The sequence below is a fragment of the Eggerthella sp. 1_3_56FAA genome (genome assembly GCF_000185625.1).
GTDB lineage: Bacteria > Actinomycetota > Coriobacteriia > Coriobacteriales > Eggerthellaceae > Eggerthella > Eggerthella lenta.
Window position 1 is genome coordinate 757,031 of record NZ_GL622580.1, and the last position, 25,499, is coordinate 782,529.

Genomic DNA, 25,499 nt, shown 5'->3' on the forward strand with positions numbered 1-25,499 from the left:
CATGGAAATCACGTTCTTCCAGGGGCTTTGGTTCCTCCTGATCTTCGTGTTGATCGCCGGCTATTTCGTGCTCGACGGTTTCGACCTGGGCGCGGGCGTGCTGTACCCCTTCGTGGCGAAGGGCGATGAAGAAAAGGCCGTTGTGCGCACGAGCATCGGCCCGGTGTGGGACGGCAACGAGGTGTGGCTGCTCACCGCAGGCGGCGCGCTGTTCGCGGCGTTCCCGGCGGCATACGCCACCACGTTCTCCGGGTTCTATCTGGCGGTCATGCTGGTGCTGTTCGGCCTGATCGTGCGTGCTGTTTCGCTGGAATACCGCGGCATCGACCACAAGTGGGCGAAGGTGTGGGACGGCTGCTTCTTCGTGGGCTCGCTGCTGCCGGCGCTGCTGCTGGGCGTTGCCGTGGGCAACATCTACGCGGGCATCCCCATGAGCGCCAACGGCGACTACACGGGCATTCCGCTGTTGGGCCTCATCACCCCGTTCACGCTGCTGTGCGGCCTGCTGGGCCTGTCGATGTTCCTGGCGCAAGGGGCGTCCTGGCTGGCGCTCAAGGCGCCGAAGCCTAGCGACCTGCAGGCGCGCGCCGCGAAGTTGCGCTTCCCGCTGCAGATCGTGTCGCTGGTGCTGTTCGTCGCGGTGACCGCCTATGCTCTGCTGGGCATTCAGCCGGCAATGGATCCCCTGCTGGGAGCGGTTCGCTGGTTGCTGGCCGCCCTGTTCGTGGTTGCCATCGTCGCCTCCGTGTTCTTCGCGAAGAGCAAGGACTGCGACCTGGGCGCCTTCATCGCCCAGTCGGGCGCGGCGGCGCTGCTGGTGCTGCTGCTGGCCGCTTCGATGTTCCCGAACTTCGTGGTTGCTTCGGCCGATAGCGTCGGCCCGGCCATCACGGCCATGAGCGCCGCGTCGTCCGAGCTCACGTTGATGTGGATGACCATCATCACGTGCGTGGGCCTGCCGCTGGTGCTGGTCTATCACGTCATCATCTACCGCACGTTCCGCGGTCGTGTGAAGGAAGAGGATCTGGCGCACTACTAGAGCGGATGCCGTTCCTTGCATAGAAGCGAACTGCCAGGAGCCGTCGGAAATCCGACGGCTCCTTTGCTATACTGTCGGAAACCGCACCTGAAAGGGGATTTTCCATGGATGAGCAGACCGCGCCGCAGCCGCCCGTACCGCCGCAGCCGCCCGTACCGCCCACCGTTTCCGCGCCGCCCGGTTCTCCGGCGCAACCGACGCAGCCGATGCCGCAGTCCGCGCAAGCGCCCGGATCCGTGCCTTACGGTCAGCAGCCGGGCCAGCCCTTCAGCCAACAGCCTGCAGGCTACTATCAACCGGTTCCTCCGCAATCCAACGGCAAGGCCGTCGGCGCTCTCGTGTGCGGCATTTTGGCCATCTTGTTTTCGGCTTCTATCCTGTTCGGAATCGCGCTGGGTATCGTCGCCATCGTGCTGGCCGGCCAAGCCGTTAAGCAGGCGGGCAGGGACGGTAAGGCGACCGGTGGCAAGGTGTGCGGCATCGTCGGTATCGTGCTTTCGGTGCTGGCGTTCGTCTTGTACGTGGTTATCGGGGTTGGCGTGCTCGCCTTCGTGGTCGGTGCGTCCGACGAATACGATCGCACGTACTCGTCGGAAAGTTCCGACCTGTCGTCCATCACGCAGGGCGGCCAGCAGATGGAAGCGGCGGCGTCTGAGAAGCTCGACCTGCTGAAGAGCAAGGATGCTGCGCTTATGCGGAAGATCGCCGACCAAGCCGACGAGCAGCTGGCCGACGCGACGGGATACAGCCTCACCGACTTGGGCATCGATCCCTTGACGTTCGTCGAGTGGATGCTGGTCGATTTCGACTATCAGCTGGACGGCGCCTACGATAACGGCGACGGCACGGGCACCGTGTACGCCGATGTGACGCTGCGCGATTCTATGGCCTTCGCCACCACGTTCATGGAAGACGCGCAAGCCGCCATCGACGCCGGCGACTTGCAGTCCCTCGACGAGGCCGGCGCGAAGGTGCTTCTCGGCGAGCTCTACCAGGCTGCAATGGACAAGACCACCGCCATGACCACGGATTACGTAAGCTTGGAGGTGGTCAAGAACGGCGATTCTTGGCAGGTTGACGAAGACTCCTGGGGCGACGAGCTGGATTACCTTTTCGGCCTATAAAGAATCGCTTCGGCTTCACGGCTTCCGCCGTGCCCCGTATCGCACGGGGCACGGCAGTCGTCGCAACGAAAGAAGGCGTGCATCATGCGCGCCTTCTTGTTTGATGCGGGGGGGGGGCTACGCCAGCTTCTGGCCCAGCTCCTTGGCGGCGGCCGCCTTGTCGAAGTTGCCGCCGGTCTTCTGGGTGAGGGCGCCCATGACGCGGCCCATGTCCTTCTTGGAGGACGCGCCCGTCTCGGTCAGCACCTCGTCGATGAGCGCGACCAGCTCGTCGCCCGACACCTGCTTGGGCAGGTAGCTTTCCAGGATGGCCACCTGGGCGGTCAGGGTGTCGGTGCGTTCCTGGTCGTTGCCGGCCTTGATGGAGCCGTCCAGCGTCTCCTTCGTCTGCTTGATCAGGCGCTTCAACATGGCGTCCACGTCCGCGTCCGTGATGTCGCGGCGCTCGTTCACCTCGATGTTCTTGATCTCGCCGTGCACCTGGCGCAGGATGGACAGTTTCGGCTTGTCCTTCGCGCGCATCGCATTTTTGATCTCGTCTTGCAGCTCGTCATAGCGCATGGGAACCTCGTTTCGCTCGCAGTTTGCTGTCCTGAGTATACTGCACCGGGAAACCCCGCCCAACCCAAACGGATGTTTCACGTGAAACATCCGGAATCGTTCGGCTCTGCGGTGCGCCGTGCTGGCATGCTTGCGCGAAAGCGGCCTTCCCAACGCCCGTCGATTCCGCGGCCGCGCCGAGAAGCCTGTTCCCGCGTAGCGCATCGCGTTAGACGATGCGCCGTCGCTCTGCAATTCTGTGTTGATGCGGCTCCTGGTGACGTTGCGTCGCTCTGGTATGATGAAGCAAGCATATCGACATCGACCAGAAGGACTCGCATGAAAGACTTGCCGGCGCACCAGCTCGATCCGAAGGTCAAAACGGTCTGGCGCATCAACGACGCCATTTGGCTTACCGTGGTATTCCTCTGCTGCTTCGTTCCATTCGCCATCGCTGCAATGGTGGATCCGGCGACGTGGATGTTCGTCGTCCTGGTCGCCGTCGCCGTTGCGTACGCAGCTTGCTTGATCGTGTGGTTGATCGTGCTGCCGCCCATCCGCTTCATGCGCTGGCGCTACGAGCTTTCCAGCGACTACCTCGATATCGCGAAGGGAATCGTGTGGCGCAAGCGTTTCGTCATCCCCTTCATCCGCGTGCAGAACACCGACACGCGCCAGGGTCCCATCTTACGTGCGTTCGGTCTGTCCAGCGTGACGGTGGCCACGGCGGCCGGCGAGCATGAGATCCCCGGCCTCGGCGCCGACGTCGCCGAGCAGCTGCGCGATCGCGCGGCCGAGCTTGCGCGCCTGGCCCAGGAGGACGTGTGATGACGGACTATCGCCAACCGCCCCAACCTTCGCAGCCCCAACCCCAGCCTGCTGCGCCGCAGCCTGAAGGGCCGCGGGGGAGCCATGTCCATCATAGCTATATCTGGTTGGGCAGTCTGCGCACGGCGTTCATGCTGCTGGCCATCGTGGTCTTCTCCTCGTTCTCGGCTATCATCGGCGCCATCTCCGAGGGCGAAGCCATCACGCGCGGAGACATCCCCATGCTTTTCATCGTCATCGGATCCGTGATCGCCGGCATCGTCGTGCTGGTGGCGCTTGTGGCGGTCTACCAGGTGATCTCGTACAAGCATCTGTACTACGAGCTAGGGCCCGAGGAATTCAACCTGTATTCGGGCATACTCAACAAGAAGCGCGTGCATGTGCCCTACCAGCGCATCCAGTCCGTCGACCAGCACGCCACGCTCATCCAGCGCATCTTCGGCGTGTGCAGCGTCAGCATCGACACGGCGGGCGGCGCGGCGAACAAGGCCGTCATCGTGCCGTATGTGCAGAAGACGCAAGCTGAGGAGCTGCGCCGCGAGCTGTTCGCGCGCAAGCAGTACGCCGTAGCCGTGCGCAACGGTGCCGCGCCCGATGCCGCCGTTGCGGCGATGGCCTCTGCAGCGGGCGTTCCCGCGCAAGCCTTGCACGAGGGCGCCAATGTGCTGGACGCTCCCGCCGAGATCTGGCAGGACGTGCGCGGCGTGTTCGGCGGCGCCGCGGTGGATACGGGCCGCGTGACCTACGAGTACGGCATGTCCAACAAGGAGCTCGTGTTCACCGGCCTGTCGAACAATACGGCGTTCTTCGTCGTGGTTGTCGGCATCGTCGGCGCCGTTTCCCAGTTCATGGGTCAGATGGCGCCCATCCTCTCCGGTTCGATGGAGCCGCTCGTTGGCAACGTTGTAGCCACGAGCGTTCGGCTGTTCGGGGGCAGCCTCATCGCCGCGGGCGTGGCGACCTTCCTCGCTGCGTCGCTCGTGTTGTGGCTGCTGTCTGCCATCGGCGCTTGCGTCTCGTACGGCGGCTTCCGCGCATGTCGCCGCGACAACCGCATCGAAGTCGAGCACGGCCTGCTGCAGCACCGCTTCCAGGGCGTCGACGTCGACCGCGTGCAGTCGGTGATGGTGAAGCAGAGCTTCATCCGCCGTCTGCTTGGCTACTGCGAGCTGTCGCTGGGCAAGATCGATGCGGCGGCTGAAAACTCCGACGACCAGCAGAAAGGCCTCAGCCAGCAAGGGCTCGTGATCCATCCCTTCGTGAAGATGTCCCGTGTGCCCGAGATTCTCGCGGGCATCGTTCCCGAGTTCGCCGACGTTCCCACCGAGAACATCCCGGTGGCGCCCGTGGGACTGCGTCGCGCCCTCATCCGGCGATGCATCATCCAGGGGACGGGCTTCTGGTTGGCCGTCCTCGTGGCGGCAGGGCAGATAGCGGTGAACCTCCTGGCGGATCCGGCCGTGCCTGACGGAGCCATGACGTTGTTCTTCGTCAACAACGGCGCGCTGTTCGGCTATGCGCTTGCGGTCGTGCTGCTCGTTCTCGACGCGGTAGGAGCCGTGCTGTGGTTCCGTGGCTCGGGGTTTGCGTACAACGAGCGTTTCATGCAGGTGAGCAACGGCGGGTTCGCTCGCGAGACCATCAGCTTCCCGCGCAAAAAGATACAGTTCGGTTACACGAAGACGAATCCTTTTCAACGTAATGCCGGCACCGCTACGGTCAACGCGCGCACTGCAGCAGGGGTTGGAGGCACTACCATCAGGCTTATCGATGCCCGAGAGGATGATGCCCGTGCGTGGCTTGCATGGCTCAAGCCCCACGGAAATGTGATACAGTAGCACCATGAACGCATCAACTACATCCGACGCCAAAGGCGCTCGAAGTACCGGCTCCGGCCGCAGTGCCGAGAGCCCTTCTTCGGTCGTGCCCGAAACAGAGCACCGGCCCGCTCCCGGTTGGACGCCTTCGCAATTCAAGCCGAACGACTACGCCAGCATGCACGCGCTGCGCAACGAGGTGTCGCATACGTCGGCCAGCGCCACGAACAAAGCTCGCGACATCCGCGAGTACACGCTGGGGGAGGAGATCGCGAACTCCGTCACCCATGGCTTGGGGGCGCTGTTGGCCATTGCGGCCATCCCCATCCTCGTGGTGCGTGCGCTCGACGACGGAGGCGGCATCTACCTGTTCGCCGCGCTCGTGTACACCCTCACGATGCTGCTGGAATATACCATGTCCACGCTGTACCATGCCATCGCGGTAGACCGTGCGAAGCGCGTGTTCAAGGTACTCGACCATAGTTGCATCTACCTGTTCATCGCCGGATCCTACACCCCGTTCTGCCTGATCTCGCTTGCCGATTCCGGCGGCGTGTGGCTGTGCGCCTTCGTGTGGCTGGTTGCGTTGGCGGGCGTTGCCTGCGAGGCGTTCTGGGTGTTTCGTCCGCGCTGGGTGTCGGCCGTGCTGTATCTTCTCATGGGCTGGTGCGTCATCTGGTTCCTCCCCGCGCTCATCGAGGCCATTCCCGGGCCGGGCCTGTGGCTGCTCGTGGGCGGCGGCATCTGCTACTCCATCGGATGCATCTTCTACGTGTTGAAGAAGGTGCCGTACATGCATTCCCTGTTCCATCTCTGGGTACTCGCCGGAAGCGTTCTGCAGTTTCTGGCCATCTTCTTGTACGTTATGTAAGCGGTCGCGTGCATAAGCGCGCGGGCATGACAGCCCCACGGGTGCCGCGAGGACGCAGCGCGAAAGCGCCTCGCCGCGCGGCCAAAGCGCAGAGGTTGCGCATCGTCCGCTTGTCGAAGGAGTTGCAGAAGTACCATGGATATTTGGATTAGCATCGTCGTCACGTTCGTGCTGGTGCTGGTGAACGGCTATTTCTCGATGTCGGAGATGGCGTTGGTGAACGCGCGCCACGTACTGCTGCAGCACGATGCCGACGAGGGCGATAAAAGCGCCCAACGCGCGCTGGGCCTGGCCGCCGATTCGGGGCAGTTCCTGGCCACCATCCAGGTGGCCATCACGCTCGTCGGGTTCTTCGCCTCCGCGGCTGCCGCCACGAACCTCTCCGATCCGCTGGCGCAGTGGCTGTCCGGCTTCAACATCGGGTGGCTTTCCGTTATCGCGCCCGGCTTGGCCCCCGTGGTCATCACGCTCATCGTGTCATACCTCAGCATCGTGGTGGGCGAGCTGGTGCCGAAGCGCATCGCGCTGGCCGATGCCGAGCGCGTCAGCAAGATGGTGGCCGGACCGCTCATGGTGTTCCAGAAAATCGCTTCGCCTTTGGTGGCGTTGACCTCGGCGTCCGCGAACGGGCTGTCGCGCCTGTTCGGCATCAAGAACGCCGACGAGCGCCAGAACGTGTCCGAAGAAGAGATCAAGTACATGGTCACGGACAACGATGAGCTGCTCGAGGACGAGAAGCGCATGATCCACGACATCCTCGATTTGGGCGACATGACCGTGCACGAGATCATGACGCCGCGCGTGGACGTGATGTTCGCGGAAGACACCGACACGGTGCGCCAGACGGTGGAGCGCATGCGCGGCACGGGCTACTCGCGTCTGCCGGTGTATCACGAGGACATCGACCGCATCGTGGGCATCGTCCACTTCAAGGACCTCGTGGCGCCGCTCATGGACGGCAAGGAGCACGAGCCGGTGGCCGAGTATGCCTACGAGGCCATGTTCGTGCCCGAGACGAAGGATCTGTTCCCGCTGCTCGCCGAGATGCAAACGAATCGTCAACAGATGGCTATCGTCGTTGACGAGTACGGTGGCACCGATGGTTTAATTACCGTTGAGGACATCGTAGAGGAGGTCGTCGGCGAGATCGTGGACGAGACGGATCGAGAGAATCCGTTCATCGAGCAGGAAAGCGAGAACGTCTGGGTGGTCGACGGGCGATTCCCCGTCGAAGATGCCGCAGAGCTTGGATGGCCGGTGGAGGATTCGGCCGACTACGAGACCATCGCGGGCTGGCTCATGAGCATGCTCGACTCGGTGCCCCAGGTGGGCGAGGAACTTGCGTTCGACGGATACCGCTTCAAGATTCAGGCTATGCGCCGCCGTCGCATTTCGACGGTGCGCGTGGAACGACTGGACGATCCCTCCCCATCATGCGTGGACGCTGTCGAGGCGATCGACCGGGAGGAAGCGTGACGAGTGAAAAACGGCTGCTCCGTTCGCGAAAGGCGCTCATAGGCGGCGTCTGCGCGGGCGTGGCCGATTATTTCAACGTCGATCCTGTCATCGTCCGTATCATCATGGTGGTGTTCACCCTGGCCTCGGGTGGGCTGCTGGGCATCGCATACATCCTGCTGTGGATCGTGCTGCCGCTCGAGCCGAAGGAGGAGGCGCCGCTCGACGTGCACCCCCAGTCGGTGCATTCCGAGACGTACGGGACGTTCGAATTCGGCGACACCCCGCGCAAAACCGAGTCGGGGGCGCAAAATGCGCCCAATCCCGCGCAAGCGGCCGGTTGGCGCTATGCGCATCCCCCGTACGCCTCGGCCGCTCATGTGCCGCCCGAGCCCCCGGCAGGCGCATCGCGCGCCTCTGCCGCTGCGCCTGCCGATGCTTCTCGTTCGTATGCGCCTCCGGCGAGCCATTCGCATGAAGGGTGGATGCATGCCGCGCCGCAACAGCAGCCGCCGGCGAAGTCGTCGCGCTCGGGCGTGAAGGCTGCTCTGTTCGCGGGGTCGTTCCTGTTGTTTTTCGGCATGTCCGCTATGGTGGCGAGCATGGTCGAAGGCGTGGTGTGGTGGCAGTATTGGCCGCTTATCTTCGTTATCTTGGGCATCGTCGGTATGGTAGTCCCCGGCGAAGAGGGGCATCGCATGCGCCAGTTCGTGGACTCCCTTATCACGTTTTCCGCGGGAGTGGTGCTGGTGCTGATGAGCCTCGATGTCATCGGATGGCGCTCCATCGAGTTCATGTTAGTGGGCCTATGGCCGCTGCTGCTTATTATGGTTGGGCTGTTGCTTCTGGGAGGCGCGCTCAAGTCGCCGCTGCTTACGCTGCTGGCAGGGTTGTGCTTCGTGGCGTTCTGCGTGGTGGGATTGCTGTGGTACTCGGTTCCGGGAGCGACGGAAGAGCTGGTTTTCTCGGCGCCGTACGGGCGCGAGTATCGTTTCGACATGCAGCCGTGGGAAAACATCGGTCTAAACGAGTCCGTTGTGATCTCGATAACCGAATGAGCGTGCTTGTCGCGTAACAGAGCACATAGTTCGTTCGCTTTTTCCCGTGTCCGCAACTAAGGCGAACCACCTGCTGAAATGCGCTTTCATTCGCTGTCAAGCGAACAAATCGTGTAGGGCGTCTCCATAAAATTTTGCCCTCGGACCCCCTTGTCCGTTAAAATACGTTTTGTCACAACAGCATATCGCCCTTTCGGCAGCAAACCCTCACACAATTTACTACGCTGTCAACCGCTTCGGCGGCTGGGTCGTGTGCTGTTCAACGAAAGGTAACTGACGTTTTGGCTAAAAAGCGCTATATACAAAAGAAGTCGAACCTGGCTGCTAAAATTATCGCGGTCGGCTGCGCATCGTGCGTGCTGACCGGGTGCATCGGCTTCGGGTTCGCCTCTGCTGGAAGCGGCGCCGTGCACGATATCGATTCTTTCGGCATCGGCGGTGCGGACGCGAATGTCGCCATTGCCGATTCTGCCGACTTCGCCAACGTATCCGAGGGTTCCACCCGCGAGTCCACCGTGCTTACCAGTATCGCATCGCGCGACATCTCGCAGGGCATCGAAGCTATCGAAGCCGAGGAAGAAGCTGCTCGCATCGCTGCGGAGGAGGCCGCTCGTGCCGAGGAGGAGGCTCGTATCGCCGCCGCCGAGCAAGCGAAGGCCGAGCAGGAGGCCGCCGCTGCGCGCGATGCAGCCTCCGATGCCGTCGCCTCGCTTCCCGAAGTTGATTTCTCCGTGGGCAAAGAGGCTTTCGTTTCCGAGTGGACCTCCCGTATCAATGCATACTTGGCCGGCTCGCCCTTGGCAGGGCAGGGTGCCACGTTCGCCGAAGCTGCCTGGAGCAACGGCGTCGACCCGCGCTGGTCGCCTGCCATATCCAACACCGAAAGCTCCAAGGGCGCGCATTGCTTCCTGCCGTACAACGCATGGGGCTGGGGCGATAAGAGTTGGTCCAGCTGGGAAGAGGCTATTAACGCTCACGTAGCGGGCCTGGCAAACGGCTACGGCTACTCCATCACGTATGCGAACGCTGCCAAGTACTGTCCGCCTAATACGGATCATTGGTTCAAGGCGACTATCGGCCAAATGAAGATGATCTAAACGTTCCGCCGGCCACGAGCCGGCGGTTCCTTTTCCATCGTCGAATCCTTCTTCCGCATGCGTTCGAGACGATGGCCTTGCGGAATGTTTCACGTGAAACATTCGTTCCTAAGTGCCTGATTGCCACGTTACGCCTTTGTCGCCGTTCTATGGCGACGCTGGTCGTGCCCGCATCCATGCAGTATGCTAAGCGCAGCAAGAAATCGGCACCATGCGGGTGCCTGGTGAAAGGATCGGTATGAGCAACGTGATCGTCGTCGGCTGCGGCCGCGTCGGTTCCCAGCTGGCGAACATGCTGTCGGATAACGGCAACAACGTGTGCGTCATCGACAAGAACGTGAACGCGTTCGCGAACCTGGGGCGCAACTTCAACGGCTCCACGGTGCAGGGTGTGGGCTTCGACGAGGAAACCCTCGTCAAAGCCGGTGTCGAAGATTGCGACGTCATGGCCGCCGTCACCCAGTTCGACAACACGAACCTCATGTGCGCCGAAGTGGGCAGCCGTCTGTTCGGCGTGCCGCACGTCATCGCGCGCCTGTACAACCCCGATCACGAGCGCGCGTACATGCAGCTGGGCATCGACTACGTGTGCGGCACGTCGCTGGTGGCCGAGGACGTGTTCAGCAAGGTGGTGTCGGGCCACGGCGCCCATCTCGACACGTTCGGCGAGTTCGAGGTGCTGCGCTTCTCGCTGGACCTCAGCTCCACCGACAAGCGCACCATCCGCGTGGGCGAGCTGGAGCGCGATCACGACGTCCGCATCATCGCGTTCGAGCGCAGCGACGGCTCGGCCAGCTCTATTCCTACGCGCGACTCCATCCTCTACAACGGGGATTCGGTGCTCGCCTGCGTGCGCCATGAGCTGATCGAATCGTTCTCGCGCTATATCCAAGATTAAGGGAGACGGAGCATGTACATCGTTATCGCTGGCGGCGGCAAGATCGGCGAATACTTGGCTTCAGTGCTGCTTTCAAGCGGCAACGACGTGGCCGTCATCGAGGAGAATCTGGCCACGGCCGACCGCCTGTCGGTGGCGCTTCAAGGGCGCTACTTGGTCATCCACGGCGACGGCTGCGACTCGAAGTACCAGGAGGACGCGGGCATCCGGCGCGCCGACGTGTTCGTGGCCACCACCGGCCAGGACGACGACAACCTCGTGTCGTGCGAGATCGCGCAGCGCGTGTTCAACGTGCCGCGCTGCATCGCGCGCGTGAACAGCCCGAAGAACCTCCGCATCTTCAAGGAGGTGGGCATCGAGTGCGTGTCGTCCACCACGCTCATTGCGAACCTCATCGAGGAAGAGACGCTGCTGGGCAGCGTGAGCGTGGCCTCGTCGCTGACGCATGGCAACGTCATGATTACCGAGATCGTGGTGCCGCGCATGCGCCATCATTCCAACGAGGCCGGTATCCTGGTGTCGTCGGTTCCCATGCCCGAGAACAGCCTGATCGCGGCCGTGTCGCCGAAGGACGACGACAACGTGGAAGTGGCCAGCGAAGAGACGGTGCTGTATCCCGGCGACAAGGCCATCGTCGTGGCCGACAACGAAGTGCTCGACGAAGTCCGGGCGCTGTTCAAGGGGCTGTAGGTTCCGTCGGCCTGTCGGCCGCCGGAAACCCCCGACGCTGCGGGGCGCTGCGGCGCCCGATCTTGCCGCGATCCCGGAGGTTCGCGTACCGAAGTACGCTTCGCCTCCGCGATCCCCCAATCTCGGGCACCGCAGCGCCCCTCGCTGACTTACTACGCCAACCGGCGCGTCCGATATGCGCCCTGCGGGCGCATGGGCGGGTCGCTTCGCTCCGCCCCGCCGTCTGCCCCGGTTGCTATCCCCGTGCGGCGGCCAGCTCTGCCAGCGCTTCGGGCGGGGTGTAAGCGCAGGTGCCGTCGCCGAGTGAGACGACTTCCACCGGGTCGCCCACGTTGATCGCGCCGCCTTCCAGCGCCACGAAGAAGATGCCCTCGCGCGGGAAGATGCAGTCGCCTGCCAGGTGGTAGATGGCGCACTTCGTGTGGCACACCTTGCCGATCTGCGATAGCTCCAACAGCACGTCCTCGCCGATGCGCACGCGCGTGCCCAGGGGCAGCGCTAACAGGTCGATGCCCTCGGTGGTGACGTTTTCGGCGAAGTCGCCCTCAACCACGTCGAGGCCGGTCGCGCGCGCTTTCTCGATGGATTCCCAAGCAAGCAGCGACACCTGGCGATGCCAATCGCCGGCATGTGCGTCGGTGTCCAGGCCCCGATGCGCGACGACGGTCGCGCCGCCTTCGCACGGCATCTTGCGCGTTCCCTTGCGCTTCGACACGTTGATCGAGCGGACTCGTCCGCGTGCGACGATCTGCTGCTTCCGTGCTTGCTCCATACCGCGGTTCCTCCCTAAAACCTAGCATAATAATGGGAAATATACTACTCGAACAAGAATAGAGAAGTCAAGCAATAAGCCGCGCTCTGAAGCGCGCTTCGGGAAGGCTGATCCGTCCGGGCGCAAAGCGGCCTAGTGGCCGCTTTGCGCCCGCGCAGCCCGCCGCCCTGGCTGCTCGGCGCTTTCCGTGAAATACGCCGCGCTGCCGTCCGTTTGCGGTATGCTGGTTGCCATCAGGCAGAACAGGGTGAAAGGGACCGGCGTGATCAACCGTTACACGCGCCCCGCGATGGGCGCCATCTGGGAGTTGGAAAACAAGTTCAACATCTGGAAGGAAATCGAGGTGCTGGCCTGCGAGGCGCAGGCCGAGCTGGGCAAGTCCGGCATCACGAAGGAGGAGGCCGCGTGGATCCGCGCGCATGCCGACTTCACCGTGGAGCGCATCGACGAGATCGAGAAGGTGACGAACCACGACGTCATCGCGTTCACCACGAACATGGCCGAGTACATCGACGCCGACGTGCCGGAAGGCACCGAGCCGCCCAGCCGTTGGGTGCACTACGGCATGACGTCGTCCGACCTGGGCGACACGGCGCTGTCCTACCAGATCACGCAGGCTATCGATATCATCCTGGAAGACATCAAGCAGCTGGGCGAGACGTGCAAGCGCCGTGCCTTCGAGTTCCAGGAGACGCTGTGCGTGGGCCGCACGCACGGCATCCACGCCGAGCCCATGACGTTCGGCATGAAGTTCGGCAGCTGGGCTTGGGCCCTCAAGCGCGCGCAGACGCGCATGGAGGAAGCCCGCAAGGTGGCCGCCACGGGCGCCATCAGCGGCGCGGTGGGCACGTACTCCAGCATCGACCCGTTCGTCGAGCAGTACGTGTGCGAGCGCCTGGGCCTTGCGGCCGACCCGCTGTCCACGCAGGTGCTGGCGCGCGACCGTCACGCGCAGGTGATGGCCGGCCTGGCTGTGACGGCTTCCACACTGGAGTCCATCGCCATGCAGGTGCGCCTGCTGCAGCAGTCCGACGTCATCGAGGCCGAGGAGCCGTTCGCGAAGGGGCAGAAGGGGAGCAGCGCCATGCCGCACAAGCGCAACCCCATCACGGCCGAGCGCGTCTGCGGCCTGGCCCGCACGGTCAAGAGCAACGCGCAGGTGGCCTTCGACAACGTGGCGCTGTGGTACGAGCGCGACATCAGCCACTCCGGTGCCGAGCGGGTCGCGCTGGCCGACAGCTTCATCGCGCTGGACTACATGTTCGGCAAGATGCAGTGGATGCTGGACGGCCTGCAAACCTATCCGGCCAAGATGGAGCACAACCTGTGGCGCACGAAGGGCCTCATCTTCAGCTCGAAGGTGCTGCTGGCCCTGGTGGACACCGGCATCAGCCGCGAGGACGCCTACGTCATCGTGCAACGCAACGCCATGAAGGTGTGGGAGGATATCCAGAACGCCGTGGACGGACCCACCTATCGCGAAAACCTCGAAGCCGACCCCGAGGCGAACCTCAGCGCCGAGGTGCTGGACGAGATCTTCGACCCTTGGGACTTCCTCACCCGTAAAGACGTGGTATTCGACCGCCTCAAGGAGCTGGAGTTCTAAAAGCTGCCGCCTACCTTACGTAGAGGCATCAGGAAGCCCCGTCCTGCGGGGCTTCCTGTTTTTGATGGGTGCGATATCTTTGTGCCGGCTTACGCAGATGGTCTGGGACGGAGAAGGCGTTTAAGCTGGTGTCCATACCCTTACGAGGCAGTACTTCCTGGCCTCGCCGTCGAGGGGCTTGTCGTCGATGTTTGTGTACGTGACCACGGCATCGCGCGAGCCGGTGGACGCCAGGTACTCGCCGTAATCGTCAGCGCCGCTTTTCACGTCGAAGGCGAACCAGTCGTTCGTGTCGAAGTTGATGCCCACGACTTGCGTGCGCGACTTCACCATGAGGTACGACCCGCACCAGGCAGGCGGCGCGGTAGGGTTGCGGCTGAAACGGAACCACGGCGCGTTGCTGTAGTCGCCGTTCGTCACGGCGCTGGCCGGGGTGTACGTGCCGATGCTGGCGATACCTCCGCCGTACTGGTAGCCGGCATCGAACGAGAACATGAACCCGGTGTTGCCGTAGCCGGCTTCCAGCGGTTTCATGGACGTGGGCAGCGCCATGGTGTCCAGCGCTTCGCCCGTGTTGGCATCCACGCGCACGAGCTGGTAGTGGATGGACGAGGTGTCCGTGCGCGGCGTGATGACCACGGAGTCGCCGGTGGCGTAGGGAGCCGTCGCCATGCGGCCGATCGAGGTCCACAGCGTCTCGATGTCGTTCGCTCCCATGGTGGCGCGCTTGAACAGCGACGGCTCGGTTTTCTTCGGACCGCTCGCTTTCGGCAACACCTGCCAGAATGCGCGGTTTCCCACGGCGGCGATGGTGGGCATCTCCCAATCGCCGTCGCCTTCTTCCACCAGCGCGGGATTGCCCAGAGCCGCACCATCGGTACGCGCGGTGTATATGCGCCAGACGCCGTCGAGGATGTCCGCCTCGGCCCAGATGAGACCCGAGGATGTGGCGCGCACGTCGTAGATTTCGAAGCCTTCGTCGGATCCGACGGCCTGCTCCAGCACCACGGTGGAGTTTCCCGAGCTCAGCGAAAGCAGCGCCACCTGGGTCAGCGGCTTGCCGGTGTCGGTGGGCAAGAGGCATGCGGCCAAATCGTCGTCGTTCGCCCAGACGAGCGAGCCGTACGGCAGCTCGTAATTCCCCACCTGGTTCATGAGCGTCGTTGGATCTTCCGCCTGGACGAACGTGTTGGTGAACTCGTCGGACGCAGACGACAGCACCGCGTCTTCGGGCACCTTGAGCACTACGAGGTTGTCATCTGGGTCGTTCTTCGTCTGCTCGATTACGACGGATGCGCCGCCGCCCACGGCCGCCAAAGCGCCCACGCCCAACGCTCCGTACAGGAAGTGGCGGCGGGTGAGCAGAACCTCGCCTCCGTTCGGCGTGGGAACGCGAACGCCGTTGCCGCCGGCGTTGCCGTTAGAGGTGCCGCGCGGAGCGGGGGACGATGGGGAGGGCGATGCGGAGGACGAGCGGCGATGCGCGCCGACCGAGCCCATGGCGCTGGCGCTGCCGTACCCCGCCACGTTGCCGACGTCTGCGGAGCCCCCGCGACGACCGCTGCCGCCGTGTGCTCCGCCGTATCCGGCGACGTTTCCCACATGCCCACCGCGCGCGTTCGGTTTTCCGCCGGCGTACAGCGCGCCTCCCCGGGAGGCTGCGCGCCTGTTCGCAAGGCGTTTCTTAGCAACGGTCGGTTTCGCGTGATTCGCGTGTGTTGATCTGCGGGTTACCATGGTGTTTATTGTGTCATTTCACGCACAGGTTAAAGCGCCCTTCGGTCTAATTGCTACAATAAACGCAAACACGACCAATACGCTCGGAACTGGTCCGCGTAGGGAACGCGGGCGCGCATTGTCCGAGATGTCAGCGAGCTTGAGGAGTGATCCATGAGCAACGAAACACGACGCATCCTTTTGGTTGAAGACGAAAAGGCCATCCGCGACGCCGTGACGGCCTATCTTGAACGCGAGAATTACTGGGTGACGGCGGTCGGCGACGGCCAGGAGGCGCTCGAGGAGTTCTCGAAGCACCACTTCGATCTTGTCATCCTCGACCTCATGCTGCCCCGCGTGCCGGGCGAGCGCGTCTGCCGCGCCATCCGCGACAACTCCGACGTGCCCATTATCATGCTCACCGCTAAGGGCGAGGTGGAAGACCGCATCATCGGTCTGGAGCTGGGCGCCGACGACTACCTGGTGAAGCCGTTCAGCCCCCGCGAGCTGGTTGCTCGCGCCCGCGCGCTTCTGCGCCGCGTGCACGCCGATTCCGAGCCGCAGCGCGAAGTGCTGGAGTTCGGCGAGCTCACCATCGACGTGTCGGGGCACAAAGTGCTGGTCAACAACGAGGAGATCGATCTCACCGCCAGCGAGTTCAAGCTGCTCACCACGCTGTCCCGCTACCCGGGTCGCGTGTACTCGCGCATGGAGCTGGTGGAGAAGGTGCTGGGCTACGACTTCGAGGGCTACGAGCGCACCATCGACTCGCATGTGAAGAACCTGCGCGCGAAGATCGGCGACAACCCGCGCAGCCCGAAGTGGCTGCACACCGTTCACGGCGTGGGCTACCGCTTCGAGGATCCCACGAAAGTTGCGCAGTAAACCGACGTGCGAGACGCAAGCGAACAGGCTGCATCGCCAGCCTCCGATGCGCAAGAAACCGCATCGCACACCCCGGTCGTCGAGCGTTTGACGGTCGAAGCCGATACGGGCACCACGGGGCCCATCGTCGTGCCGCACGAGAGCGACGGCAAAAAGCGCCGCGGCATCCGTTTCGGCTGGGACAACCTGACGTACACCACGCGCGTCACGGCCGCGTTCGCCTTCATCGCGGCCATGACCGCGCTTGTGGCCATCGGCGTGCTGTCGTTCGTGTGGGAGCAGCACTTCCAGACGTATACGCAGGCCAACATCTATAAACTCGCCGAATCCACGGCCGAGCAGATCGCGGAGATCTACTCGGATACGGGCACGCTCGACAACGTCGGCATCGCGACGGTTGCGGGCTATGCGGCAAAGCTGAACGGCGTGGGCGTCAAGATCTTCGACAACCAAACCGGCAGCGTCGTGTACGATTCCACGATTCCGCCCAGCGAAAACGGAAATGATATGCCGGGCAAGGACTACAGTCGAGGATCGCTCGCGCCTCCTCCCGGAGACAGCGACCAGCTGGCCATCGCCCCCATCATCACCGACAACGTCGCCGTCGGATCCGTCCACATGTGGGTGTACGGCTCCGAGGCGCTGCTCAGTCAGACCGACGAGGAATTCCGTAACAACTCGTACCAGGCCATGGTGTTCGCGACGGCGCTCGCCATCGTGCTGGCATCATGCATCGGCTTCTTGTTCGCACGTACGCTGGTCAGCCCCATCAACCGCATGACCACCACGGCGAAGGCCATCAAGGAAGGCGACCTGTCGGCCCGCACCGAGCTGCACGGCGAGGACGAGATCGCGCACCTGGGCGAGACGTTCGATGCGATGGCCGACTCCATCGAGCGCGACCGCGAGCTGGAGCGCCGTCTGACCACCGACGTGGCACATGAGCTGCGTACGCCGCTGATGGCCATCCAATCCACCGTGGAAGCGATGGTGGACGGCGTGTTCGAGGCCGACGAGGAGCGCCTGGAAACCGTGAACTCCGAGGTGCAGCGCCTCAGCCGCCTGGTAGACGCCATCTTGAAGCTTTCGCGTTTGGAGAGCCGCTCTACGCCCATGAAGAAGGAAGTGGTCAATGTGGGCGAGCTGATCGCCGGCATCGTGGCCACGCACGAGGCGTTCGTAGCCGATTCCGGCCTCACGCTGAAGTACGAGATGGAGCAAGGCGTGCGCGTGCTGGGCGACGCGGACATGATTCGCCAGGCAACCGCCAACCTCATCTCGAACGCGGTTCGTTACACGTCCGAAGGGGGCTTGGTTACCGTGCGCGTGAAGCGCGGCGACATCATGGCGTCCATCAGCGTGCAGGACACGGGCATCGGCCTCACGCCCGACGAGGCGAAGATGGTGTTCTCGCGCTTTTGGCGCGCCGACGCGGGACGCACGCGCGAGAGCGGCGGCCTGGGCATCGGCTTGTCCGTGGTGAAGGAGATCGTCGAGCGCCACAACGGCTGGGTGCAGGTGGAAGGCCGCAAGGGAGAGGGCGCATGCTTCACCATTCACATCCCGCTGTACCAGGGTGACGAGCAGCAGCGCGGGCAGAAATCGCAAAAATCGCGTGGGAAGTCGCGTAAAGACCAGAAATAGACGATAATAGGGCGCGCCGACGGAGAAGGGGAGCGCCGGGTGCCGCAGAGCGGCGTTTCGAGAGAGCAACGAAAGGACCAGCATGACCGGAATCGACATCAAGCCTGATGCACAAGGGAAAGTCCGCGATCTGTACGATCTGGGCGACAAGCTGCTGCTTGTGGCGACGGACCGCATCTCGGCGTTCGATTACATCCTGGAAGACGAGATCCCCCACAAGGGCGCGGTGCTCACGCAGCTGTCGTGCTTCTGGTTCGAGCTTCTGGACGGCGTGGTGGAGAACCATCTCATCTCCTCCGACGTGGCCGACCTGCCCGAGCAGTTCCAGCCGTACGCCGACTACCTGCGCGGCCGCTTCATGCTGGTGAAGAAGGCCGACATGTTCCCCGCCGAGTGCATTGTGCGCGGCTACCTGGCCGGCAGCGGCCTCAAAGAGTACCAGAAGCAGGGCACTGTGTGCGGCATCCAGCTGCCCGAGGGCCTGGTGAACTCGTCGAAGCTTCCCGAGCCCATCTTCACGCCCTCGACGAAGGCCGAGATCGGCGACCACGACGAGAACATCAGCTACGAGCGCCTCGTGGAGATCATCGGCGAGGACGACGCTTCGCAGCTGCGCGACCTTGCGCTGAAGGTATACACCACGGCGCGCGACCACGCGGCCGAGCGCGGCGTGATCATCGCCGACACGAAGTTCGAGTTCGGCCGCCTGAACGGCCAGATCATCCTGGCCGACGAGGTGCTGACGCCCGATTCGTCCCGCTTCTGGCCGGGCGATGAGTACGCCGAGGGCAAGGACCAGCCCAGCTTCGACAAGCAGTTCGTGCGCGACTGGCTGAACGCCAACTGGGATCGTCAGGGCAACCTGCCCCGCCTGCCCCAGGACATCATCGACCGCACCAGCGAGAAGTACATCCAGGCCTACGAGAAGATCACGGGTAGAACTTTCGTTCCGTTTGCCTAACGGCATCCGGAACTTCTCGACGCTGCGGGCTTCTGTGGCACCCGATCTCGCGGCGATGCCGATAGCTCGCGTACCGAAGTACGCAACGCTCTCGCCATCCCCACGATCTCGGGCACCACAGAAGCCCTCGCTGACTTTTTTGTTTCCTACGAGTTTGAATTGAGAGCACCATGTCCCAGCGCAACCCTATGAACGACCGGTACCAGACCGACGAGCATCGCGGTCAGACGCGCAAGAGCGCGGCCACCATGAAGCCGAAGACGAAGGCGGCTTCGTCGGTGCGCATCCAGCCCACCGTGAAGACGAAGCAGCAGAAGAAGGCCGACAAGAAGGCCGCCCGCGCGAAGCAGACCGAGATCGATCGGCAGTACTACAACCCGCCCACGCCGGAGTACAAGCGCCTGCGCAAGATCTGGTGGGGTCTTTTGATCGGCGCCATCGTGATGACGGCTATGTCGTGGTTCGGCCGCACCTTCCTGCCCGAGGTGGGAACCTATGTGGTGCTGGGCCTGGCCTATGTGTGCATCATCGGCGCCCTGTACGTGGACTTCTCGAAAATCCGCAAGGTGCGACGCGCCTATCAGGAAGAGATGATGTCCAAAAAAACCAAGGAGATGCGCGCAGCAGAAAAGCAGCAGAAGGCCGCGCAGCGCGCCGCCAAGCAGAAGGTGGAGGAGGCTCCGGCCGTGGAGGAGGCGCCTAAGAAGCGCGGCCTGTTCGGCAACGGGTTCCGCCTGCCGAAGAAGCAGGAGGCCGAGCCGGTGGAGGCGAAAACTTCCGACAAGGATTCGACGAAGTAAGGTGGGGACCATGGTTTCTCGTGTCTACGTGGAGAAGAAGCCCGGCTTCGACGGGGAGGCGAAGCAGCTGAAAGAGGAGCTGCGCAGCCTACTGGGCGTCGGCGCGCTTGAGAATCTCCGCATGGTGAATCGCTACGACGTGGAGGGGATCTCGGACGAGCTGTTCGCTCAGTGCGTGCCCACCGTGTTCAGCGAGCCGCAGTCCGACATCGCGACGCTGGAGATGCCCGAGGCGAACGGGGCGGCGGTGTTCGCCGTGGAGTACCTTCCCGGCCAGTTCGACCAGCGCGCCGATTCTGCAAGCGAATGCATCCAGCTGATCAGCCAGGGCGAGCGCCCCGAGGTGCGCAGCGCGAAGGTGTACATGCTGGAGGGCGCGCTGTCCGACGAGGACGTCGCCGCCATCAAGCACTACGTGATCAACCCCATCGAAGCGCGCGAGGCGTCGCTTGATGTGCGCGAGACGCTGCACATGGAGCAGCCCGTGCCGGGCATGGTGGAGACGGTGGACGGGTTCCTGGAGCTGGACGAGGCGGGTCTGGCGGCGTTCGTCGCCGACCGCGGGCTGGCTATGGACCTGGCCGACATCGCGTTCTGCCAGCAGTACTTCGCCGAAGAGGGGCGCAACCCCACCATCACCGAGATCAAGATGATCGACACGTACTGGTCCGATCACTGCCGCCACACCACGTTCGGCACCGTGCTGGACAACGTGGCAGTGGAGGACGAGGCCGTGCAGGCCGCGTTCGAGAAGTACCTCGAGATGCGCCATGAGCTGGGCCGCGATGAAAAGCCGGTGTGCCTCATGGACATGGGCACCATCGGCGCGCGCTGGCTGAAGGCGAAGGGTGTGCTGACCGGCCTCGATGAGTCCGAGGAGATCAACGCCTGCACCGTGAAGTGCAAGGTGGACGTGGACGGCGAGGAGCAGGACTGGCTGTACCTGTTCAAGAACGAGACGCACAACCATCCTACCGAAATCGAGCCGTTCGGCGGCGCGGCCACCTGCGTGGGCGGCGCCATCCGCGACCCCTTGTCGGGCCGCAGCTACGTGTACCAGGCCATGCGCGTGACGGGCGCGGCCGACCCGCTGGTTCCCGTGAGCGAGACGCTGCCGGGCAAGCTGCCGCAGCGCAAGCTGGTGACCACCGCGGCCGCGGGCTACTCTTCATACGGCAACCAGATCGGCTTGGCGACCGGCCAGGTGAACGAGCTGTACCATCCCGGTTACGCCGCGAAGCGCATGGAGATCGGCGCCGTGGTGGGCGCCACCCCGGCCGATCACGTGCGTCGCGAGACGCCCGCGCCGGGCGACGTGGTGGTGCTGCTGGGCGGCCGCACCGGCCGCGACGGCATCGGCGGCGCCACGGGTTCCTCGAAGGCGCACAAGCTGGAATCGCTCGAAAGCTGCGGCGCCGAGGTGCAGAAGGGCAACGCGCCCGTGGAGCGCAAGATCCAGCGCCTGTTCCGTCGGGGCGACGCTTGCAAGCTGATCAAGCGCTGCAACGACTTCGGCGCGGGCGGCGTGTCCGTGGCCATCGGCGAGTTGGCCGACGGCCTGTTCATCGACCTCAACAAGGTGCCGAAGAAGTACGACGGCCTTGACGGCACCGAGCTGGCCATCTCCGAGAGCCAGGAGCGCATGGCCGTTGCCCTGGCGGCCGAGGACGTGGACGAGTTCATCGGCTACGCGCACGAAGAGAACCTCGAGGCAACCCCTGTCGCCACGGTGACGGAGGAGGCGCGCGTGCGCATGGAGTGGAACGGCTCCACCATCGTGGACGTGAGCCGCGACTTCCTCAACAGCAACGGCGCGGCGAAGCACCAGGACGTGCGCGTGCTGCCGGGTGGGACGTACGAGCGCACCTGGACGGGCGACACGCTGGCCGAGCGCATGAACGCGCTGGTCACCGACTTGAACGTGTGCTCGAACAAGGGCCTGTCCGAGCGCTTCGACTCTACCATCGGCGCGGGCACGGTGCTCATGCCGTTCGGCGGGTCGCGTCAGCTGACGCCGGCCATGGCCATGGTGGCGAAGCTGCCCGTGTTCGGCGAGACCACCACGGTCAGCGGCATGGCCTGGGGCTTCAACCCCTACCTCACTGAGGCGAACCAGTTCACCGGCTCGTACATCGCCGTGGTGGAGAGCGTGGCGCGCCTCGTGGCCGCCGGCTTCTTCCACAAGGACATGTACCTGACGTTCCAGGAGTACTTCGAGAAGCTGCGCGACGAGCCCGAGCGCTGGGGCAAGCCCGCCGCCGCCGTGCTGGGCGCGCTGATGGCGCAGGTGGACCTGGGTATCGGCTCCATCGGCGGCAAGGATTCCATGTCGGGCAGCTTCGAGCAGCTGGATGTGCCGCCCACGCTGGTGTCGTTCGCCACGGCCATCGGCTCGGTGGATCGCGCGACGTCGCCCGAGTTCAAGCAGGCGGGCAGCCGCGTGGTGCGCATCGCGCCCGCGGTCTACGACGGCATCACGCCCAATGCCGCCGGCTTGGTGGAGGCGTTCGAGCTGGTGGAGCGCTTGATCGGCGACGGTGCGGCGCTGGCCGTGTCCACGCCGGGATACGGCGCGACGGCTGAGGCTCTGTTCAAGATGAGCGTGGGCAACGGCATCGGCGTGACGCTGGCCGATTCGGTGACGGCCGACGAGCTGTTCGCGCCGTCGTACGGCAGCTTCCTCGTGGAGCTGGCTCCGTGCGTGGAGCTGCCGCATGCGTCCGACGCCGTGCGCGTGGACGAGGTGGGCGAGACGACCGAGGCCTACGAGTTCGCCGCCTGCGGCGAGGTCATCGACCTGGTCGGGCTGCAGGAAGCGTGGGAGGGCCACCTCGAGTCGGTGTTCCCGTACCGCGCCGAGGGCGATGCCGTGGAAACGGTGTCCTTCGACGGCGTTGCGCCGCTCGTGTACAACGGCACCATCGCGCGCCCGCGCGTCATCATCCCCGTGTTCCCGGGCAACAACTGCGAGTACGATTCGGCGCGCGCCTTCGAGCAGGCGGGAGCTGTGGCCGAGACGCTCATCATCAACAATCTGACCCCCGACAAGGTGGCCGAGAGCACCGAGGCGTTGGTGAAGGCCATCGAGAACAGCCAGATCATCATGATCCCCGGCGGGTTCTCCGGCGGCGACGAGCCCGACGGCTCGGCCAAGTTCATCACCGCGTTCTTCCGCGCTCCGGCCGTCACCGAAGCGGTGCGCGACCTGCTGCAGAACCGCGACGGCCTCATGCTGGGCATCTGTAACGGCTTCCAGGCGCTCGTGAAGTTGGGTCTCGTGCCGTTCGGCGACATCCGCCCCATGGACGAGGAGTGCCCCACGCTCACGTTCAACACCATCGGTCGTCATCAGAGCCGTCTGGTGCGCACGCGCGTGGCATCGAACCTGTCGCCGTGGCTGAGCCGCTGCGAGGTGGGCGACATCCATACGGTGCCCGTGAGCCACGGCGAGGGCCGCTTCGTCGCGTCGCCCGAGCTGGCGGCCCAGTTGGCTGCGAACGGCCAGATCGCCACGCAGTACGTGGACGAGCAGGGCGTGCCGTCGATGAGCCTTGACGTGAACCCGAACGGATCGGTACTGGCCATCGAGGGCATCACCAGCCCCGACGGCCGCATCCTCGGCAAGATGGGCCACAGCGAGCGCCGCGGCTACGGTCTGTACCAGAACGTCCCCGGCGACCGCTACCAGCAGCTGTTCGAGGGCGGCGTGGGTTACTTCACGGACTAGGGGCTTCTCGCATCAAGTTTTCTCGCGCGGCGCATCTTCGGGTGCGCCGCGCTTGCTATACTGGTTGAAAAAGGCCTCGCGGAAAGGCGGCTTCATGAAGATACTGGGTTTGGGTGTTCCGGAAATGCTCATCATGCTGATGTTGCTGGTGCCCGTCGCACTCGTGGTCGCGCTCATCGTGGTGTTGGCGAAGCGCGCCGGCAGCCAACAGCCTTTGCCCGATGAGCGCCAGCGCGCGAGCGCGCTTGCCTACCAGCGTCTTTCGCAGCTTGACGACCTGTATAAACGCGGCGCCATCACCGAAGAAGAGTACGCGTTGAAAAAGCAGGAGTGTATGCGCGATCTGTAAGCCTGATCGGAAAGGCGGCTCTCATGGGGTTCATGGATGGGTTCGAGCGCGGGTTGTCTGGCAATTACCGTTACGAGATCGCGGGGAAGGCGGTGGTCTGCTCGCATTGCGGCGGCGAGGAATTCGATGAGCGCTCGGGGCAATTGAACACAGCCGGCGCGTCGCTTCTCAACCTCGATTGGGCCAACGCGACCGCGCGTGTGCTTGTATGCCAAAGCTGCGGTCATTTGGAATGGTTTCTTTAGGAGGAGCATGGATCCCGAATTCGTCAACCTAACCCCCGAGAACCTTGCCGACGAGCATCTTTCCTGCATCATTCGCGTCAGGAAGCCCCATCCCGGCGTCGAGGCGAAGCGCCAATGGCTCGCCGATCGGCTGCGCGAAGGCCATGTGTTCCGAAAGCTGCAGGTGAAAGACCCGGTTTTCATCGAGTACGCGCCGCTTGAAACGGCGTGGGTTCCCGTGCTGGGCGACAACTACCTGTACGTGTACTGCCTCTGGGCGTACGGTGCCGGCAAGGGCAAAGGCTACGGGCGCGCGCTCATGGAGTACTGCCTGGCCGACGCGCGAGTGCAAGGCAAGTCGGGCGTGTGCCTGCTGGGGGCGAAGAAGCAGAAGGCGTGGCTGACCGATCAGGCGTTCGCGCGGAAGTTCGGCTTCGAAGTGGTCGACGCTACCGACGACGGCTACGAGTTGCTGGCTCTGTCGTTCGACGGGACGGTGCCGCGGTTCGCGCCGCACGCGAAAGCCCAGGCTATCGACAGCGACGAGCTGACGATCTACTACGATTTCCAGTGCCCTTACGTGCCCGAGCGCATCGAGGCGATCCGGCGGTATTGCGAGGCGAACGACGTGCCGCTGACGCTCATCCAAGTGGATTCGCTGCAAAAGGCGAAGGAGCTGCCCGGCGTCTTTAACAACTGGGGCGTGTTCTACAAAGGGAAGTTCGAGACGGTGAACGTTCTGGATACCACGTACCTCAAGAGGATCCTCAAGAAATAGGAGCGTTGCAGACGCGACAACTCACGGTGTCCTGCGCATCATCCAGTCCGTTCCCTCTCCGAAGGCCGAGCCTTTCAAGCTATGGCTCGCCCAGGTTGGCGCCGAGCGCATCGAGGAAACCGTCGATCCCGAACAGGGAATCGATCGCGCGTTCGAGCTGGTGCTCAACATGCTTGCCGATGCGCTGAGCGACGTCGAGGCCCTGGAGGCGGGGATGTCCAGCAGCACCGCCCTGAGCGATGTCAGCACCCAGGAGCTGCTCTCGCGCCTTCGCCGTCGGACATCCCCAGCCCATTGAGCACGTAGGAGTCGCTGGACGTCCAACAGCGGTTCGCATCCTCGCACTCTTCGCTGCAAGCTCCGGGCGCGAATCGCCGGCGAGCGGCATCGCCCGTGTGCGCTCGTCGGCTCTGCGCAGCGCGGGTTCGCCGTATGTTGGCGGCTTCGTTCGGGCGCGATCGGGCTTGCCGCTCGCGTGCTTCTTCGCCGCCGCTTGCGGGTCGCTTTCGTTCTCTGCTGCTCGCTGACCGAGCGAGGCGCTACGCCCGCCATCGGTCGGCTTCGGCGGCATCGGTTCCGTGATTGAATGGCGCATCTTTTAACCGAAAACGCTCGAAGGC

The 25,499-nt window shown here is 63.9% G+C and carries 23 protein-coding genes; 19 read left to right on the forward strand and 4 right to left on the reverse strand.

The window, feature by feature from the left end:
* Position 1 precedes the first annotated feature (1 nt).
* Positions 2-1,039, forward strand: a complete 1,038-nt coding sequence (cydB, locus tag HMPREF1023_RS08515) for a cytochrome d ubiquinol oxidase subunit II (RefSeq protein WP_009305816.1) — start codon at positions 2-4, stop codon at positions 1,037-1,039.
* A gap of 104 nt (positions 1,040-1,143) precedes the next feature.
* Positions 1,144-2,163, forward strand: coding sequence for a hypothetical protein (locus HMPREF1023_RS08520; protein WP_009305817.1), 1,020 nt, complete (start codon positions 1,144-1,146; stop codon positions 2,161-2,163).
* A 117-nt stretch (positions 2,164-2,280) separates the two neighbouring features.
* On the opposite strand, the gene HMPREF1023_RS08525 is transcribed toward HMPREF1023_RS08520, so the two are convergent.
* A complete protein-coding gene (locus HMPREF1023_RS08525) occupies positions 2,281-2,724 on the reverse strand; it encodes a GatB/YqeY domain-containing protein (protein ID WP_009305818.1) in 444 nt (147 codons plus the stop codon).
* Between the two features lie 318 nt (positions 2,725-3,042).
* On the opposite strand from HMPREF1023_RS08525, the gene HMPREF1023_RS08530 reads away from it, so the two are divergent.
* From HMPREF1023_RS08530 to HMPREF1023_RS08565, 8 genes are all read left to right on the forward strand, one after another.
* The gene (locus tag HMPREF1023_RS08530) at positions 3,043-3,531 is read left to right on the forward strand and encodes a PH domain-containing protein (protein ID WP_009305819.1); all 489 of its coding nucleotides are present in this window, start codon (positions 3,043-3,045) and stop codon (positions 3,529-3,531) included.
* Entirely contained in the window at positions 3,531-5,369 is a 1,839-nt protein-coding gene (locus tag HMPREF1023_RS08535) for a PH domain-containing protein (RefSeq protein WP_035578750.1), read from the forward strand. Before HMPREF1023_RS08530 ends, HMPREF1023_RS08535 begins: the two co-directional genes overlap by 1 nt.
* A gap of 85 nt (positions 5,370-5,454) precedes the next feature.
* A complete protein-coding gene (locus HMPREF1023_RS08540) occupies positions 5,455-6,219 on the forward strand; it encodes a hemolysin III family protein (protein ID WP_009305821.1) in 765 nt (254 codons plus the stop codon).
* Between the two features lie 135 nt (positions 6,220-6,354).
* A complete protein-coding gene (locus HMPREF1023_RS08545; RefSeq protein ID WP_009305822.1) occupies positions 6,355-7,695 on the forward strand; it encodes a hemolysin family protein in 1,341 nt (446 codons plus the stop codon).
* Positions 7,692-8,732: a PspC domain-containing protein gene (locus tag HMPREF1023_RS08550; protein WP_009305823.1), complete on the forward strand. Its 1,041-nt coding sequence runs from the start codon at positions 7,692-7,694 to the stop codon at positions 8,730-8,732. Before HMPREF1023_RS08545 ends, HMPREF1023_RS08550 begins: the two co-directional genes overlap by 4 nt.
* A 281-nt stretch (positions 8,733-9,013) precedes the next feature.
* Positions 9,014-9,829 carry a hypothetical protein gene (locus HMPREF1023_RS08555; RefSeq protein WP_009305824.1) on the forward strand — a complete coding sequence of 272 codons (816 nt, stop codon included), beginning with the start codon at positions 9,014-9,016 and terminating at the stop codon, positions 9,827-9,829.
* Positions 9,830-10,067: 238 nt separating this feature from the next.
* A complete protein-coding gene (locus tag HMPREF1023_RS08560) occupies positions 10,068-10,727 on the forward strand; it encodes a TrkA family potassium uptake protein (protein ID WP_009305825.1) in 660 nt (219 codons plus the stop codon).
* 12 nt (positions 10,728-10,739) lie between these two features.
* Positions 10,740-11,417, forward strand: a complete 678-nt coding sequence (locus tag HMPREF1023_RS08565; protein WP_009305826.1) for a TrkA family potassium uptake protein — start codon at positions 10,740-10,742, stop codon at positions 11,415-11,417.
* Positions 11,418-11,652: 235 nt separating this feature from the next.
* Here HMPREF1023_RS08565 and HMPREF1023_RS08570 read toward each other — a convergent pair whose 3' ends face one another.
* Positions 11,653-12,189 (reverse strand): MOSC domain-containing protein, encoded by a 537-nt coding sequence (locus tag HMPREF1023_RS08570; protein WP_009305827.1) that lies wholly within the window; start codon positions 12,187-12,189, stop codon positions 11,653-11,655.
* Positions 12,190-12,451: 262 nt separating this feature from the next.
* On the opposite strand from HMPREF1023_RS08570, the gene purB reads away from it, so the two are divergent.
* Positions 12,452-13,795, forward strand: coding sequence for an adenylosuccinate lyase (gene purB / locus HMPREF1023_RS08575; protein ID WP_009305828.1), 1,344 nt, complete (start codon positions 12,452-12,454; stop codon positions 13,793-13,795).
* 120 nt (positions 13,796-13,915) lie between these two features.
* Here the strand turns inward: purB and HMPREF1023_RS08580 are convergent, their stop codons facing one another.
* A complete protein-coding gene (locus tag HMPREF1023_RS08580; protein WP_015759899.1) occupies positions 13,916-15,397 on the reverse strand; it encodes a twin-arginine translocation signal domain-containing protein in 1,482 nt (493 codons plus the stop codon).
* 288 nt (positions 15,398-15,685) lie between these two features.
* Between HMPREF1023_RS08580 and HMPREF1023_RS08585 the strand changes: the two genes are divergently transcribed.
* From HMPREF1023_RS08585 to HMPREF1023_RS08620, 8 genes are all read left to right on the forward strand, one after another.
* Positions 15,686-16,396: a response regulator transcription factor gene (locus tag HMPREF1023_RS08585; RefSeq protein ID WP_009305830.1), complete on the forward strand. Its 711-nt coding sequence runs from the start codon at positions 15,686-15,688 to the stop codon at positions 16,394-16,396.
* 6 nt (positions 16,397-16,402) lie between these two features.
* Positions 16,403-18,040 (forward strand): cell wall metabolism sensor histidine kinase WalK, encoded by a 1,638-nt coding sequence (locus tag HMPREF1023_RS08590; RefSeq protein ID WP_009305831.1) that lies wholly within the window; start codon positions 16,403-16,405, stop codon positions 18,038-18,040.
* 82 nt (positions 18,041-18,122) lie between these two features.
* On the forward strand, positions 18,123-19,001 hold the full coding sequence (locus HMPREF1023_RS08595) for a phosphoribosylaminoimidazolesuccinocarboxamide synthase (RefSeq protein ID WP_009305832.1): 879 nt from the start codon (positions 18,123-18,125) through the stop codon (positions 18,999-19,001).
* A gap of 170 nt (positions 19,002-19,171) precedes the next feature.
* Positions 19,172-19,801 carry a hypothetical protein gene (locus tag HMPREF1023_RS08600; RefSeq protein WP_009305833.1) on the forward strand — a complete coding sequence of 210 codons (630 nt, stop codon included), beginning with the start codon at positions 19,172-19,174 and terminating at the stop codon, positions 19,799-19,801.
* A gap of 10 nt (positions 19,802-19,811) precedes the next feature.
* A complete protein-coding gene (locus HMPREF1023_RS08605; protein WP_009305834.1) occupies positions 19,812-23,528 on the forward strand; it encodes a phosphoribosylformylglycinamidine synthase in 3,717 nt (1,238 codons plus the stop codon).
* A gap of 94 nt (positions 23,529-23,622) precedes the next feature.
* Positions 23,623-23,877: an SHOCT domain-containing protein gene (locus HMPREF1023_RS08610; RefSeq protein WP_009305835.1), complete on the forward strand. Its 255-nt coding sequence runs from the start codon at positions 23,623-23,625 to the stop codon at positions 23,875-23,877.
* Between the two features lie 23 nt (positions 23,878-23,900).
* A complete protein-coding gene (locus tag HMPREF1023_RS08615; RefSeq protein ID WP_009305836.1) occupies positions 23,901-24,122 on the forward strand; it encodes a hypothetical protein in 222 nt (73 codons plus the stop codon).
* A 7-nt stretch (positions 24,123-24,129) separates the two neighbouring features.
* Complete coding sequence (locus HMPREF1023_RS08620) at positions 24,130-24,879, forward strand: YoaP domain-containing protein (protein WP_009305837.1); 750 nt, start codon at positions 24,130-24,132, stop codon at positions 24,877-24,879.
* A 79-nt stretch (positions 24,880-24,958) separates the two neighbouring features.
* Here the strand turns inward: HMPREF1023_RS08620 and HMPREF1023_RS08625 are convergent, their stop codons facing one another.
* Positions 24,959-25,450 carry a hypothetical protein gene (locus HMPREF1023_RS08625; protein WP_035576727.1) on the reverse strand — a complete coding sequence of 164 codons (492 nt, stop codon included), beginning with the start codon at positions 25,448-25,450 and terminating at the stop codon, positions 24,959-24,961.
* Positions 25,451-25,499 lie beyond the last annotated feature (49 nt).